Source organism: Rosenbergiella gaditana (assembly GCF_018494065.1).
GTDB lineage: Bacteria > Pseudomonadota > Gammaproteobacteria > Enterobacterales > Enterobacteriaceae > Rosenbergiella > Rosenbergiella gaditana.
The window spans coordinates 1-13,690 of sequence record NZ_JABBFR010000024.1 but is presented as its reverse complement, the minus strand read 5'-3'; the positions used below and the strand labels follow the sequence as shown (position 1 = coordinate 13,690).

At 46.3% G+C, this 13,690-nt stretch carries 17 protein-coding genes and 1 tRNA gene; 9 read left to right on the top strand and 9 right to left on the bottom strand.

Going from position 1 to position 13,690, the window contains the following annotated elements; genetic code table 11:
- Positions 1 to 5 precede the first annotated feature (5 nt).
- The 7 genes from mrdA (at position 6) to lipA (ending at position 7,640) form a co-directional block, all read left to right on the top strand.
- A complete protein-coding gene (gene mrdA / locus HH682_RS13770; protein ID WP_214238105.1) occupies positions 6 to 1,913 on the top strand; it encodes a peptidoglycan DD-transpeptidase MrdA in 1,908 nt (635 codons plus the stop codon).
- Positions 1,914 to 1,918: 5 nt separating this feature from the next.
- Positions 1,919 to 3,031, top strand: a complete 1,113-nt coding sequence (mrdB, locus tag HH682_RS13765; protein ID WP_214238120.1) for a peptidoglycan glycosyltransferase MrdB — start codon at positions 1,919 to 1,921, stop codon at positions 3,029 to 3,031.
- Between the two features lie 9 nt (positions 3,032 to 3,040).
- Entirely contained in the window at positions 3,041 to 4,216 is a 1,176-nt protein-coding gene (gene rlpA, locus HH682_RS13760; RefSeq protein WP_214238104.1) for an endolytic peptidoglycan transglycosylase RlpA, read from the top strand.
- A 70-nt stretch (positions 4,217 to 4,286) separates the two neighbouring features.
- Complete coding sequence (dacA, locus tag HH682_RS13755) at positions 4,287 to 5,498, top strand: D-alanyl-D-alanine carboxypeptidase DacA (protein ID WP_214238103.1); 1,212 nt, start codon at positions 4,287 to 4,289, stop codon at positions 5,496 to 5,498.
- 87 nt (positions 5,499 to 5,585) lie between these two features.
- Positions 5,586 to 5,849, top strand: coding sequence for a DUF493 family protein YbeD (gene ybeD / locus HH682_RS13750; protein ID WP_214238102.1), 264 nt, complete (start codon positions 5,586 to 5,588; stop codon positions 5,847 to 5,849).
- Positions 5,849 to 6,553 carry a lipoyl(octanoyl) transferase LipB gene (gene lipB, locus HH682_RS13745; protein WP_214238101.1) on the top strand — a complete coding sequence of 235 codons (705 nt, stop codon included), beginning with the start codon at positions 5,849 to 5,851 and terminating at the stop codon, positions 6,551 to 6,553. Before ybeD ends, lipB begins: the two co-directional genes overlap by 1 nt.
- Before the next feature lie 121 nt (positions 6,554 to 6,674).
- A complete protein-coding gene (lipA, locus tag HH682_RS13740; protein WP_214238100.1) occupies positions 6,675 to 7,640 on the top strand; it encodes a lipoyl synthase in 966 nt (321 codons plus the stop codon).
- 88 nt (positions 7,641 to 7,728) lie between these two features.
- Here lipA and tatE read toward each other — a convergent pair whose 3' ends face one another.
- The 6 genes from tatE to folD all read right to left on the bottom strand — a co-directional run bounded on the left by tatE (position 7,729) and on the right by folD (position 11,416).
- On the bottom strand, positions 7,729 to 7,932 hold the full coding sequence (tatE, locus tag HH682_RS13735) for a twin-arginine translocase subunit TatE (protein ID WP_214238099.1): 204 nt from the start codon (positions 7,930 to 7,932) through the stop codon (positions 7,729 to 7,731).
- A 165-nt stretch (positions 7,933 to 8,097) separates the two neighbouring features.
- Complete coding sequence (cspE, locus tag HH682_RS13730) at positions 8,098 to 8,307, bottom strand: transcription antiterminator/RNA stability regulator CspE (RefSeq protein WP_006118399.1); 210 nt, start codon at positions 8,305 to 8,307, stop codon at positions 8,098 to 8,100.
- Between the two features lie 202 nt (positions 8,308 to 8,509).
- A complete protein-coding gene (locus HH682_RS13725) occupies positions 8,510 to 9,592 on the bottom strand; it encodes an endonuclease/exonuclease/phosphatase family protein (RefSeq protein ID WP_214238098.1) in 1,083 nt (360 codons plus the stop codon).
- Positions 9,593 to 9,613: 21 nt separating this feature from the next.
- The gene (locus HH682_RS13720) at positions 9,614 to 10,177 is read right to left on the bottom strand and encodes a YbhB/YbcL family Raf kinase inhibitor-like protein (protein ID WP_214238097.1); all 564 of its coding nucleotides are present in this window, start codon (positions 10,175 to 10,177) and stop codon (positions 9,614 to 9,616) included.
- 160 nt (positions 10,178 to 10,337) lie between these two features.
- Positions 10,338 to 10,550: a ribosome-associated protein YbcJ gene (gene ybcJ, locus HH682_RS13715; protein WP_214238096.1), complete on the bottom strand. Its 213-nt coding sequence runs from the start codon at positions 10,548 to 10,550 to the stop codon at positions 10,338 to 10,340.
- Entirely contained in the window at positions 10,550 to 11,416 is an 867-nt protein-coding gene (gene folD / locus HH682_RS13710) for a bifunctional methylenetetrahydrofolate dehydrogenase/methenyltetrahydrofolate cyclohydrolase FolD (protein ID WP_214238095.1), read from the bottom strand. The genes ybcJ and folD overlap by 1 nt, the downstream gene beginning before the upstream one ends.
- 177 nt (positions 11,417 to 11,593) lie before the next feature.
- On the opposite strand from folD, the gene HH682_RS13705 reads away from it, so the two are divergent.
- Positions 11,594 to 11,670, top strand: a tRNA-Arg gene (locus HH682_RS13705).
- 430 nt (positions 11,671 to 12,100) lie between these two features.
- Here HH682_RS13705 and HH682_RS13700 read toward each other — a convergent pair.
- The 3 genes from HH682_RS13700 to HH682_RS13695 form a co-directional block, all read right to left on the bottom strand.
- Positions 12,101 to 12,283 (bottom strand): recombinase RecA, encoded by a 183-nt coding sequence (locus HH682_RS13700; protein ID WP_214238094.1) that lies wholly within the window; start codon positions 12,281 to 12,283, stop codon positions 12,101 to 12,103.
- 72 nt (positions 12,284 to 12,355) lie between these two features.
- Complete coding sequence (locus HH682_RS15980; protein ID WP_275957718.1) at positions 12,356 to 12,478, bottom strand: hypothetical protein; 123 nt, start codon at positions 12,476 to 12,478, stop codon at positions 12,356 to 12,358.
- Positions 12,479 to 12,515: 37 nt separating this feature from the next.
- Complete coding sequence (locus HH682_RS13695; protein ID WP_214238093.1) at positions 12,516 to 13,340, bottom strand: BRO-N domain-containing protein; 825 nt, start codon at positions 13,338 to 13,340, stop codon at positions 12,516 to 12,518.
- A gap of 241 nt (positions 13,341 to 13,581) precedes the next feature.
- On the opposite strand from HH682_RS13695, the gene HH682_RS13690 reads away from it, so the two are divergent.
- Positions 13,582 to 13,690 (top strand): IS1 family transposase (locus HH682_RS13690; protein ID WP_338049353.1); only part of this gene is annotated, 109 nt, incomplete at its 3' end.

Here is a 13,690-nt window from a genome sequence, read left to right as displayed (position 1 = left end):
CTTGCATGAAATTGACCGCCTACGCTTTTCGTGACTATAGCGCTGAACAAAAATTATTTGTGAAACGGGCAGCCATCGCACTTGTGGGTGTTTTTCTATTACTCTCAATTCTTATTATTAATCTGTGTCATCTGCAGATTGCTAATTATGATGACTACCGCACTCGCTCAAACCAAAATCGGATTAAATTGGTGCCTATCGCGCCCAGTCGCGGCATCATCTATGATCGTAACCGGACACCCCTTGCCCTGAATCGCACTATCTATCAAGCAGAAATTCTGCCGGCGAAAGTGGGGAATTTAAAACAAACGTTAAAAGATTTACAACCTGTCCTATCGCTGAGCGACGAAGACTTAATTGCCTTTGAAAAAGAGCGCAAACAAGCCCGTCGTTTTACGTCAGTCGTCGTAAAAAGCGAATTGAACGACGAACAAATTGCCCGTTTTGCGGTAAACCAGTACCGCTTCCCCGGTGTAGAAATTAAAGGTTATCAACGCCGTTATTATCCGTATGGCCCAAGCCTGACGCATATTGTTGGCTATGTTTCAAAGATTAATGATAAAGATATGGCACGCTTGAATAGCGAACAAAAGGCCGGTAACTATAGTGCAAGCCACGATATCGGTAAGCTCGGTATTGAAGCCTATTATGAAAATATCTTACATGGTAACACCGGTTATGAAGAAGTTGAGGTGAATAACCGTGGCAGAGTTATCAGGCAACTGAGTGAAGTCACTCCTCAAGCGGGTGAAGATATTACACTGACACTGGACTTAGGTTTACAGCAATATATCGAAACACTGCTAGCCGGCAGTCGCGCAGCGGTTGTGGTGAGCGATCCGCGCAATGGCGAAATTTTAGCGATGGTCTCTATGCCCAGTTATGATCCCAATTTATTCGTCGAAGGGATCTCAAGTAAAGATTATAAAGAACTATTGACCAATCCCGACCGTCCATTATACAACCGTGCCATTCAAGCGGCCTACCCGCCTGCCTCGACAGTAAAACCTTTTGTGGCGGTTTCTGCGTTAAGTACTGGTGTTATCACCAAAAATAGCGGTTTATTTGACCCGGGATGGTGGCAACTGCCGGGCAGTGAGAAACGCTTTCGTGATTGGAAGAAATGGGGCCATGGCCACCTCAATGTGACCAAGTCTCTTGAGGAATCTGCGGACACCTTTTTCTACCAGGTAGCGTTTGATATGGGGATTGATCGTCTCTCTGAATGGATGACGAAGTTTGGCTATGGTCAGCGAACCGGCATTGATCTTCCACAAGAGAGTGCAGGGAATATGCCAACGCGCGAGTGGAAGTTAAATCGTTTTAAAAAACCCTGGTATCAAGGGGACACTATTCCTGTCGGCATCGGTCAAGGCTATTGGACGGCAACCCCTTTGCAAATGAATAAAGCGCTTATGGCGTTAATCAATGATGGCGTCCTCAAAGTGCCGCATTTATTATTATCGGCAAACCGGGCAGGCACAAGCCACGCTTATCAGCCCCCTGTCTCGGAGGTTATTGGCGATGTACATTCAGGCTATTGGGAAATCGCCAAAGATGGAATGTATGGTGTAGCCAACCGCCCTAACGGTACGGCGCATAAGAGTTTTACCGGCGCGCCCTATAAAATTGCTGCGAAATCCGGTACTGCACAGGTCTTCGGGCTTAAAGCGAACGAGACCTACAATGCGCACAAAATTTCTGAGCGTTTGCGTGATCATAAACTCATGACCGCCTTCGCTCCCTATGATAATCCACGCGTCGCCATCACGATGATCTTAGAGAATGGTGGTTCCGGCGCAGCTGTCGGCACCATTATGCGCCAAATTTTGGACCATATTATGTTAGGTGACAACAATACCCAATTATCGCCAGAGGCTCCAAAGCCTGCTGGCTATGAAGGTGACGAGTAATGCCCATGAGCGACCACCCACAAAAACAATCAATTTGGACAAGAATCCACGTTGATCCCATGTTTATGATCATCATCCTGACGCTACTCACCTATAGTGGTTTTATTATCTGGAGTGCAAGTGGCCAAGATCCAGGCATGATGGAGCGTAAAATTGGGCAAATTGGTATGGGCTTAGCCTTAATGCTGACGCTCGCACAGATCCCGCCACGTGTTTACGAAAGTTGGGCGCCTTACCTTTATATTTTAAGCGTCGTATTACTGATTGCAGTAGATGCCTTTGGTCATATTAGTAAAGGGGCACAACGTTGGCTTGACCTTGGGATCGTTCGCTTTCAACCTTCAGAAATCGCTAAAATTGCGGTACCGCTGATGGTCGCGCGCTTCATTAACCGTGATGTCTGCCCGCCCTCACTTAAAAATACAGCTATTGCACTGGTCTTAATTGCGGTGCCTACCTTGTTAGTGGCTGCACAGCCAGATCTCGGTACGGCCATCTTAATCGCCGCATCAGGAATTTTCGTGCTATTCCTTTCAGGCATGAGCTGGCGATTGATTGGCATTGCCGTACTGCTACTCGCCGCCTTTATTCCCATTTTATGGTTCTTTTTAATGCACGATTATCAGCGTGATCGGGTAATGATGCTTTTAAATCCAGAGAGTGATCCACTCGGTGCTGGCTACCATATTATCCAATCTAAGATCGCGATAGGCTCTGGTGGCTTACGGGGTAAGGGGTGGTTACATGGCACCCAATCACAACTCGAATTCCTACCTGAACGCCACACTGACTTTATCTTTGCAGTGCTTGCAGAAGAGTTAGGGTTAATCGGCGTACTCGGCTTGTTAGCACTTTACCTTCTGTTAATCATTCGTGGCTTGATTATTGCAGCCCGCGCACAAACCACCTTTGGACGTGTAATGGCCGGGGGTTTGATGCTAATCTTATTTGTCTATGTGTTCGTCAATATCGGTATGGTGAGTGGTATTCTTCCGGTTGTCGGGGTTCCCCTACCTTTGGTTAGCTATGGTGGCTCAGCACTGGTGGTCCTAATGGCAGGTTTTGGCATTGTTATGTCAATCCATACTCATCGAAAAATGTTATCTAAAAGCGTATAAGAGGCAGACATGCGAAAGGAATGGCTTGGAATTAGCTTGGCATCATTAATGTTAGCGGCATGTTCGTCAGAGCAGTCGCAACAAAATTATACCGCTCCCCCACTGCCTGCCTATAATGGACCAGTGGTCGAGATACCGGGTATTGAACCGAAATATGAGCCTCGCAATACGACTGCTAACAACGATTACAGCGTTAATGGTATTCGCTATAAAATTGCCACGGATACGCAGAACTTTAGCCAAATCGGTTTAGCCTCCATTTATGGTACCGAAGCACAAGGAAATCGTACTGCTTCGGGTGAAGCGTTTGATTCAGATGCCTTTACTGCTGCGCATCCTACCTTACCTATCCCGTCTTATGTACGGGTAACAAACCTAGCCAATAATCGTCAAATCGTCGTACGCATCAATGACCGTGGTCCGTTTATTCCAGGACGTATTATCGATCTTTCCCCTGCTGCGGCGACCCGCTTGAATACCTCGAATAACAGTCGTGTCCGTATTGATGTGATCAATGTTGCTGCGGATGGCGCACTTTCAGGCCCAGGGACCATTGGTACCCGCGTAGCAAAACAGAGCTATGATCTTCCTGCACGTCCTGATCTGGATGGAGGCATGACCTCAGGAGATTCCACTTCGTCGGGAAGTACTGCACTACCGCCCGTGACTACATCCACCACACCTGCAGACACCAATGTTCGCGCCGTGGACAATAGTGAGTTACAGAGTAATGGAGGGAGTGGTGCCCCCGTGCATAGCAACGGTTTACAAGGTGCTCCGCAACCTTTACGCAGTGGCGTGTTAGAGTCAGATGAAGCTGAAAACGTTCCAGTGGCGACGCAGAGCTCGACTGCACCGACGACCAAGGCGACTACGGTCGCCGCATCGACACCGCATGCAACCCCTGCGGTTAATCCCCCTGTGACGAAACCAACGGCATCAAGCCACGGTAATGGAAAGGGATTTGTCGTTCAGGTTGCTGCAGTCAATAACGCTGAGCGGGCGAATGAGTTACAAAAGAAATTAGCCCAACATTATAATGTTGCAGGGCACGTTGAAGCGGTTAATGGCAATATCTATCGCGTACAACTCGGTGGATACGGTAGCCGTAGTGAGGCGACTACGTTACAACAACGTCTGGCACAAGATAATGTGAATTCATTCATCACTTCAAATAATAATTAAGACTCGCAAGGTTCCCCATTAAACAATGTTTAGTGGGGCTTTTGTACTGCCTCTGAATGAGAACGTCACAATGAAGAAGACTTTATCCCCAAAAATTTTTAAGCATCTCACCTTATTACCCCTTGTGGCAGTGCTTATTGGACCGAGTGCCATGGCTGACGATAATATCGTCCAGACTATGATCCCGGGTGTCCCCAATATTGACGCCGAAGCTTATATCGTCATGGATTATAACTCGGGTAAAGTGCTCGCCGAGAAAAATGCCGATGCACGTCGAGACCCGGCAAGCTTAACGAAAATGATGACCAGTTATGTGATTGGTCAGGCGGTAAAAGCCGGTAAGATCCATCAAGACGATATGGTGACGGTCGGACAAGATGCTTGGGCAACCGGAAATCCGGTGTTTAAGGGGTCATCGTTAATGTTTCTCAAACCGGGTGACCGCGTACCGGTCTCTCAACTGACACGTGGCATCGTCTTGCAATCAGGTAATGATGCTTGTGTGGCCATGGCCGATTATGTTGCCGGTAGCCAAGAGACCTTTGTGGGTCTGATGAATAATTACGTGAAGTCACTGGGCTTGAAAAATACGCACTTTCAAACCGTTCACGGATTAGATGCTGAGGGACAATATAGCTCAGCACGGGACATGGCCTTGATTGGTCAATCTTTAATCAGAGATATCCCGGATGAGTACGCGATTTACCACGAAAAAGAGTTCACCTTCAATAATATCCGCCAGCTTAACCGTAATGGGTTACTGTGGGATACCAGTATGAATGTCGACGGCATTAAAACCGGTCACACGAACTCAGCAGGATTTAATCTGGTCGCGTCGGCAACCGAAGGCCAAATGCGCCTGATTTCTGCAGTGATGGGCGGTCATACCTATAAGGGTCGGGAGACCGAGAGTAAAAAATTACTGACTTGGGGTTTCCGCTTCTTTGAAACCATCTCCCCGATCAAAGCCGGTAAAGACTTTGCTTCTGAACCCGTATGGTTTGGTGATACCGATAAAGCCGAGCTTGGCGTTAATAAGGATGTCTATATAACGGTGCCCCGCGGCCGTATGAAGGATCTTAAAGCCAGCTATGTGCTCAATTCAGGGGAGCTCCATGCGCCACTACAAAAGAACCAAGTTGTCGGAACCATTAATTTCCAACTGGATGGCAAAATTATCGATACGCGCCCACTCATGGTACTCAATGCTGTGCCTGAAGGCGGATTCTTTAGCAAAATTGTCGATCATATAAAATTGATGTTCCACCACTGGTTCGGCTAGATGGCTTGATTTTATCCTCATCGCCCCCACATAATTAATAATATATACTCCCGCTCTCGCGGGAGTCTTTTTTCATTCGGAGTGACTATGAAAACCAAATTAAACGAACTATTAGAGTTCCCTACCCCCTTCACCTATAAAGTCATGGGCCTTGCACAACCAGAATTAGTTGGTCAGGTCATCGAAGTGGTACAACGCCATGCACCCGGCGAATATTCACCCACTATTACGCCTAGTAGCAAGGGTAACTACCATTCAGTCTCTATCACTATTAATGCAACACATATCGATCAAGTTGAAACCTTATATGAAGAGTTAGGTAATATCGAAATCGTTCGTATGGTGATGTAATGAGCCAAGATCAGCCAACCCTTCTTCCGGAAATCCCCCCGCTGATTGTTCGCCATCTCGGCCAGCAACAGTGGGCTACCGTTTCCGAGGCTATGCATCAATTTACCGACAGCCGTACCGCACACACCGCGGATGAAGTATGGTTGGTTGAGCACCCTGCGGTTTTTACGCAAGGGCAAGCGGGTAAGGCTGAGCATTTGTTGGCGACAGGCGATATCCCCGTTATGCAGAGCGATCGGGGGGGGCAAGTGACTTTTCACGGGCCGGGCCAACAAATTATGTATGTATTAATAGATATCCGCCGACGTAAAGTGGGGGTGCGAGAACTCGTCACCGCTTTAGAAAACACGGTAATTGCTACTTTGGCTGAAGATAAGCTGCAGGCTTATGCTCGTGCAGATGCGCCTGGAGTCTATATTGCGGGGCAGAAGATATGTTCATTAGGGCTACGTATCCGCAACGGTTGCTCTTTCCACGGTTTAGCGTTAAATGTCGATATGGATCTTTCACCTTTTACGCGTATAAACCCTTGTGGCTACGCCGACCTCACCATGACTCAGTTACGTGATCACGGCAGTCAACGCGGGATGAGTGACGTCGCACACGATTTGGTGAAGTACTTCACGCATTACGTTCACAGCCCGAGGGTGGTGACAGACCATCCCCTCCCGAGCGAACACCCACTTTATTTTACAACTTTGTAACTTTTGTGCGCTTGAGGCTGTCTAAGCAGCGGCCTAGTGATATACTTTTGCAAATTTATCAGAAAAGTTGAATCAGTGATGCATCAAGCATGATTCTACTGACAGTGACGCGGAATACCTTATGAGCAAACCAATACAGATGGAACGCGGTGTCAAATATCGGGATGCCGATAAAATGGCATTGATCCCAGTAAAAACCGTGGTAACCGAACGCCAAGAAATACTGCGTAAACCCGAATGGATGAAAATCAAGCTGCCTGCTGATTCGAGTCGTATCCAAGGGATTAAAGCGGCTATGCGTAAAAATGGCCTGCATTCGGTCTGTGAGGAAGCGTCCTGCCCTAATCTCGCGGAATGCTTCAACCACGGTACGGCTACATTTATGATCCTCGGGGCTATCTGTACCCGACGCTGCCCTTTCTGTGACGTCGCCCATGGTCGCCCTGTCGCGCCTGATACCAACGAGCCAGCAAAACTTGGACAGACGATTGCCGATATGGCGTTACGCTATGTGGTAATTACTTCCGTTGACCGCGATGATTTACGTGATGGTGGGGCACAACACTTCGCCGACTGTATTAGCGCAATCCGAGCTAAAAGCCCGACCATTAAAATTGAAACGCTCGTGCCCGATTTCCGGGGACGTATGGATAAAGCATTAGAGATCCTGTCGGCGACACCGCCGGACGTGTTTAACCACAACCTTGAAAACGTTCCGCGTCTATACCGTCAAGTACGTCCAGGTGCGAATTACCAATGGTCACTGACCTTACTGGAAAAATTTAAGCAGGCACACCCTGAGATTCCGACTAAATCAGGATTGATGGTTGGACTCGGAGAAACCAACGAAGAAATTATCGAGGTTATGCGGGATTTACGTCGTCACGGTGTCACGATGCTGACGCTTGGTCAATATCTACAACCGAGCCGTCACCACCTCCCTGTACAACGCTATGTAAGCCCTGCTGAGTTCGATGAGATGAAAGAGGCTGCGATGGCCATGGGCTTTACTCACGCAGCCTGTGGACCCTTTGTACGCTCTTCTTATCATGCAGATATGCAGGCACAGGGCATTGAAATTAAGTAGCCCCACGTTATCGACAAAAAAGCCAGTACTCATGCGAGAACTGGCTTTTTTTATATTTACTTACATTATGCAGTAAATTATCGGCTTATTATTCTTTGTGCGTGACGCGGTCTGCAGTAGCGTCTTCCGCCACAGTGCTTTTCCCCGCGCTATCGTCTTCTTTCATCGCTTTTTTAAAGCCTTTAATCGCACTTCCTAAGTCGCCGCCAAGTGAACGTAACTTATTCGTGCCAAACAATAAAACGATCAATGCGCCGATGATTAACAACTTGGCTAAGCTAATACCTTCCATAACTCTCTTTCAACCTCAATACCTAGCAGGACACTATATCTATCATGATAGAACAGGATTATAACACAATTATGATCTGTAACAGATTGCGTATTAACATTCACATAACGTTAAAGCAAAAAAAACCCGCCAAAGCGGCGGGTTTTTGAAATTCTGGCTGTTAACTTACAGGCTGATAACGTTAGCAGCAGATGGGCCTTTAGCGCCGTCAGTAATTTCAAACTCTACACGTTGACCTTCTGCAAGAGTTTTGAAGCCATTGCTCTGGATAGCAGAGAAATGTACGAATACATCTTTGCTGCCATCTTCAGGAGTAATGAAACCGAATCCTTTGGATTCATTAAACCACTTAACGTTACCTTTAATCTTAGACATCTATATTACCTTTACATTAAAAAAGACACTAAATCTGTGTCGTTATCTAGTACACCAATTGCGGAGCCATTTGTCCAGTAAGATCTGATGAAAAAGTGATAAATATCGTTTTTTTGTACAATTGCTTGATATTTACCCAGTAAAATGACCTTTTTTATGGAACCGGAACCATTCTCTTAGTGATGAGCGATAAAGAAATTTTTTACTCACCAGGTCGATGAACATGGTGTTCGTCACCGGCAACTTGATTTAATACGTCCTTCGCCAATTTTTCATCATCATCGGTTCGGGATAATTTTCGCTGTTGAGCCCCCTGTTGTGGGTGATAAAGTAACTCAACATAGAAAGGATAGTGATCGGACCCAATACTCGGCAGCCGTCTTAAATCTTTTAACACAAATGCTTTACTGTGGAAGACATGGTCCAGTGGCCAACGCAAAAAAGGATAACTGGCATGGAAAGTGGAAAACATCCCTCTCCCGCGCCTTGGGTCCAGTAACCCACTTACTTTGAGGAACAGACGAGTACTGCGAGACCACGCAACATCGTTCATATCTCCTGTAACGATAACCGGTATCTCACGTTGTTCAACACTTTTCCCCACCATGACTAATTCGGCATCCCGATCGATCGAATCATCGCTCTCTGTCGGGCTAGGGGGCATAGGATGAAGGCAGTGCAGGCTGACCTCAAGTCCTTCCTGCGTGACCAATAAAAGATGTGCTGAGGGAATGGTCTTATCGACCAAATATTGGATTTTCGCATCCCTTACCGCGATTCTGGAATAGACGTGCATACCATAAAGGTTATCCTGCGGACAACGGATCACCCAAGGGTAGTGTTGTTCAAGCGGTCTCAATTGATCTTCCCACCATTGATCAGTCTCTACCGCGACCAATACATCAGGTTTTTCTTGTTCAACTAATGCCAATAATTTATCCGCATGACGATTGGGGGTAAGAACATTAGAGACCATGATTTTCAAAGTAGTGCCAGACCACTCCGGTTGTGCATCCTCGACTTGTTTACGCGCGAGAGGCGTATAAGGGTAGATCCAGAATAATTGGTAGGCCGCACAGCCTAAGGTAATGACCTGTAAACAGGTTACCCATAGCGTTGAGTCAAACTCATAATAGCTAGAGGCGACCGCGAGCAACACTGCAATGCTCAATAATTGCACCCGTGGAAAATCCCATACCCTCACCCACCAATAGCGACAGTGAGAAAGAGGCGCTAGGGTTAACAGTAATAATACGCTGCTTAACAGCGTTAATAGTATTAGCACAAACGCAGTCTCAGTTAAAAATCAATGGGGAGCCTTGGCTTGATAGCCTGCAACCATACCCGCCGATGCCAGTGCATGGCCCTCGAGGCGATGAAGTAACTCCTCTCTAAGCAGACCAGCAGGTAATGCGTTGGCCGGCAAATCGGTTGCGATCAAGGTAAAGGTATAATAATGCAAATCCAAGGTAGGTGGAGGACAAGGGCCGACATATGCCTCACTGCCTTTACTGTTTAATCCTCCAACGAAGCCTTTACCATTACTTAATGCGGTTCGCTCTAAACGTTGAGTGGTGGCCGGTAACCCATAGGCAACAAGGTGGGTCACGCCTAAACCATTTCTACCTTGCGGGTCTTGGATAATCAGCGCATAACTCTTAGTGTTGGCAGGAGCATTTTGCCATTCGAGTAATGGGGAAATATTTTGACCATGGCAAGCCGGATCATTACCTGGTTTACCCCCTGCTGCGGCAGGCAATAATTTTCCAGAAGAGAAGTCTGGTGAAGTCAGTGTGAATGGCGCAGCATTCGCCCACGCACTACTGCCCGTGGCCGCAATGACTAACAAAGAAGAGAGCAGTTTTTTCATTAAATTGTCCGACTCCAAGCAAAAATATTAAACAATCTTATAACAATATTGATTACTTAGGATAGCGCAGATAAGCCGCCAGACATGGATTGGGGTGGAATTTAAGGACTATCTTACTCAACCACCGATAAGCTCGCACTTGTCGGTGGCGGTAGTGGGATTAGGCAATCACTTGAATGGATTGACCTGCAAAACTGACCACTTGTTGTGCGTGGATTTTACAGCGTTTACGGGTCTCAATTTGCCCATCGACTGTCACTTCTCCGGCATCGATAACGATCTTTGCCTGCGCCCCACTCTCTGTCAGCCCTTCGAGCTTAAGCAGGTCACAGAGATCGACATGTGCATGTTTACCTAACGAAAATTGCTGCATTATTGTTCACTCCTACTATGATATTTTTCACACGCCTCTAGCGTGTTTTGGATCAGTGTTGCGACGGTCATTGGACCGACTCCACCCGGAACTGGCGTAATCAAAGAAGCACGTTCTGACGCCTTAGCAAAGTCTACATCACCCGTCACTTTTCCATTTTCTAAACGGTTAATCCCTACATCAATAACAATCGCCCCCGGCTTGATCCATTCTCCAGGAATAAAGTGTGCTTTGCCTACCGCGACCACCAGTAAGTCCGCACGCTCAACGTGTGAACGAAGATCTTTGGTGAAGCGATGTGTCACCGTAGTTGTACACCCTGCAAGCAATAACTCCAGTGCCATAGGACGCCCAACAATATTTGAGGCGCCGACGATCACGGCATTTAATCCATAAGTGTCGATATTATTACGTTCCAATAGCGTGATGATTCCCCGTGGCGTACAAGGACGTAATATGGGCGCACGTTGACAGAGCCGGCCTACATTATAGGGATGGAACCCATCAACATCTTTACTTGGCGCAATACGCTCCAGCACTTTCACATTATCAATTCCTTCCGGTAAAGGAAGTTGAACCAAAATGCCATCGATAGCCTGGTCTTCGTTAAGTTGATCGATAAGCTCAAGCAACGCTTGCTCACTGGTTGTGGCCGGTAAATCGTAAGAACGTGAGATAAAGCCCACTTCCTCACAGGCTTTACGTTTGCTGCCAACATAAATTTCAGAAGCAGGATCGCTGCCTACCAGGATAACGGCTAAACCTGGGGCGCGTTTACCTGCAGAAAGGCGTTGTTGAACTCCAGCAGCAACTTCAGCACGAACTTGCTGCGCAATCGTTTTACCATCAATAATTTTCGCTGACATCCGGATAAAATCCACTTTTAAGCTATTAGGGGGAATCTCTGTATTTTGTCAGAAGCAGACAAAGCTGTCAGGTTAAGATTTACTAATTATGGTCAAAGCTTCAGCAATAAACCGATTCTACGCGTAAAGTGATTGACTCATGACCCTTCAGCCGTATAATCCGTGACAGAAATCAGGGCGCCCTTAGCTCAGTTGGATAGAGCACCGGCCTTCTAAGCCGTAGGTCATAGGTTCGAATCCTATAGGGCGTACCATTCAAATCAACAGCTTACACCAATCACCCCCTATTTCTACAAAATTACAGGTGCTTTAACGGGTGCTGTAGTGAATTTTACCCTTCCCCTCTCGGTATCTCCTTCACCATAAATGTCACCACTCCTAACACTTTGGCATCATCAAGAGCGTCACCCTCGATAATGCCATCGTTAGTCTTAAACCTCCCATGCCCCACTTCGGTAAAAACAGTCAGTGACGCCAACGATTAATACGGGGAAAGTGCCACTGATATGAAGTTTCCAGCGCACCCAAAATATCAGGACGACGCAGAAAAGTATTCAGAGAGTCAAACAGAATGGGCGGTAAATGCTGCCGAAGTATTCAAACATAATAGATTGCTCAGGCAGCGTGCAAAAGACTGCCTAGATAGTCTGAGGCAGAAAGGGTTTATTAATTAGGTCTTTTTATTTATTCCCATTCCTCTTCATAGGCGATTTCTTCGAAACACTTACCAAGCATTATCTTCTGCTCATCAGTGAAAGTGTGCCACGCTTTACGCAATTCTTCGCTCACGTAGTTTTTCCAATTATGAGGGGTGTTTCGATCAACTAAATTGATGAAATCTGCGTCTATAAATTTAGAATTATCCATTTTAAATATTCAAACCCCTTTTCGCATAATATGTTTTCAGGTAGGCGTAAATGTCATTGAGCTCACTATCAGCTACCCATCCGCACCATCATCACCCTCTGTCAGAATCGAAGATATCGTGACAGCTAAGACCTCTTTATCAACTTTCAACTTAAATCCTGCTATTTTTTGTTCACCGATTACTATTAATGACATTTGATAACCTTTTTTATCGCATTACTGCGCGTTCAATTTATTCAAACTTATGCTGCATGATTTCGATATGATGCTGTAATGACAGCAACTGGAATTGTGCGGCCTCAATCTCATATTCGAAGTCTTTCAACTGGGTAAGTATTTTCCCTAGTGGATTAGGGTTATCACCGTTAGGTATTAAATGTTTTGCAGCATATCTCCACGGCGCCTTTAATTCGGTTGGCTTAATCACATGACGATACTGATCGTAAAAAGACATAGGATAGGCCAGAGGCAATGTCATTTGTCTATCGTCTCTAGACAGTAGTTCCCCTTCCAGAATAATACTGTGTACATATTCGATAGCAGGTTCGATCTGCTCAGGCGTTAATTGCTCAAAGCTTGTTACCTGAAAACGCTGATGAACTAGGGAATACGCTTCTGGGTACATTAGATGCTTCTTACTCACTAACATATTCACTGCGTCACGAAGAGGTGTTCTTTCCTCTGTAGTGCTTTTGCGAGAGCGTGAAACTTCATAAGACCCATTTTTGCGAATGGAAGGTAAAACCTCAGCAGTAACCCACTTCCGAAACTTATGGGGAACTGAGCCTTTATTAACAGCATCACGACAACGAAGAACTAGCGTGTACATACCAGACTCGCTGACGATATTGGCCTCACCCTGACGCCCTAAGTTAAACTTAGACCGTTCCTCTTCATCAAGCGCCTTCATGGACATTGTTGGGTTCGTGAGTTGAAGAGCATTGCAGATATCTTCTGCTACAAACCAAGGCTCGCCACTTTTATCAATAACGCGGATTTCGTTATCGCCGAAACGGAAGATGGTGAATTCTTTATTTTCTTTTGCTATGATCTTCATTGTTGGTTCCTTAGTAGTTGCTGACAAATTAGAAGCCTCAGTGGTTGCACCCATTGGGGCTTCGTTATTTCTATTGAATGATAAGCTCACCTTTTTTCTCCATCTCAATCATCTTGGCTAGCAAATAATCCATCATTCCCTGCGCAGATCGGTAAGTTTTCTTTGCATTACTGTCGATGAATTCTTGGTGATGTATCCAATTAGTTGAATTGATGTATAATCATCGCTGTGAGGTTTTCTCATGGCCAGCGTTACTGTTCATTGCCCCCGTTATCAGTCTGCTCAGGTTTACCGTCATGGGCAGAACCCTAAAGGCCGTGACCGGTTTCGCTGTCGTGAGTGCCACCGCG

What these genes read in the sequence shown, in the direction of transcription:
- HH682_RS13700 (WP_214238094.1), bottom strand. Translation starts at nt 12,283, where the DNA reads ATGGATAATTCTAAATTTATAGACGCAGATTTCATCAATTTAGTTGAT.
- ybeD (WP_214238102.1), top strand. Translation starts at nt 5,586, where the DNA reads ATGAAAACCAAATTAAACGAACTATTAGAGTTCCCTACCCCCTTCACC.
- mrdA (WP_214238105.1), top strand. Translation starts at nt 6, where the DNA reads ATGAAATTGACCGCCTACGCTTTTCGTGACTATAGCGCTGAACAAAAA.
- cspE (WP_006118399.1), bottom strand. Translation starts at nt 8,307, where the DNA reads ATGTCTAAGATTAAAGGTAACGTTAAGTGGTTTAATGAATCCAAAGGA.
- rlpA (WP_214238104.1), top strand. Translation starts at nt 3,041, where the DNA reads ATGCGAAAGGAATGGCTTGGAATTAGCTTGGCATCATTAATGTTAGCG.
- HH682_RS13720 (WP_214238097.1), bottom strand. Translation starts at nt 10,177, where the DNA reads ATGAAAAAACTGCTCTCTTCTTTGTTAGTCATTGCGGCCACGGGCAGT.
- lipB (WP_214238101.1), top strand. Translation starts at nt 5,849, where the DNA reads ATGAGCCAAGATCAGCCAACCCTTCTTCCGGAAATCCCCCCGCTGATT.
- tatE (WP_214238099.1), bottom strand. Translation starts at nt 7,932, where the DNA reads ATGGAAGGTATTAGCTTAGCCAAGTTGTTAATCATCGGCGCATTGATC.
- dacA (WP_214238103.1), top strand. Translation starts at nt 4,287, where the DNA reads ATGAAGAAGACTTTATCCCCAAAAATTTTTAAGCATCTCACCTTATTA.
- HH682_RS15980 (WP_275957718.1), bottom strand. Translation starts at nt 12,478, where the DNA reads ATGTCATTAATAGTAATCGGTGAACAAAAAATAGCAGGATTTAAGTTG.
- ybcJ (WP_214238096.1), bottom strand. Translation starts at nt 10,550, where the DNA reads ATGCAGCAATTTTCGTTAGGTAAACATGCACATGTCGATCTCTGTGAC.
- folD (WP_214238095.1), bottom strand. Translation starts at nt 11,416, where the DNA reads ATGTCAGCGAAAATTATTGATGGTAAAACGATTGCGCAGCAAGTTCGT.
- lipA (WP_214238100.1), top strand. Translation starts at nt 6,675, where the DNA reads ATGAGCAAACCAATACAGATGGAACGCGGTGTCAAATATCGGGATGCC.
- mrdB (WP_214238120.1), top strand. Translation starts at nt 1,919, where the DNA reads ATGAGCGACCACCCACAAAAACAATCAATTTGGACAAGAATCCACGTT.
- HH682_RS13695 (WP_214238093.1), bottom strand. Translation starts at nt 13,340, where the DNA reads ATGAAGATCATAGCAAAAGAAAATAAAGAATTCACCATCTTCCGTTTC.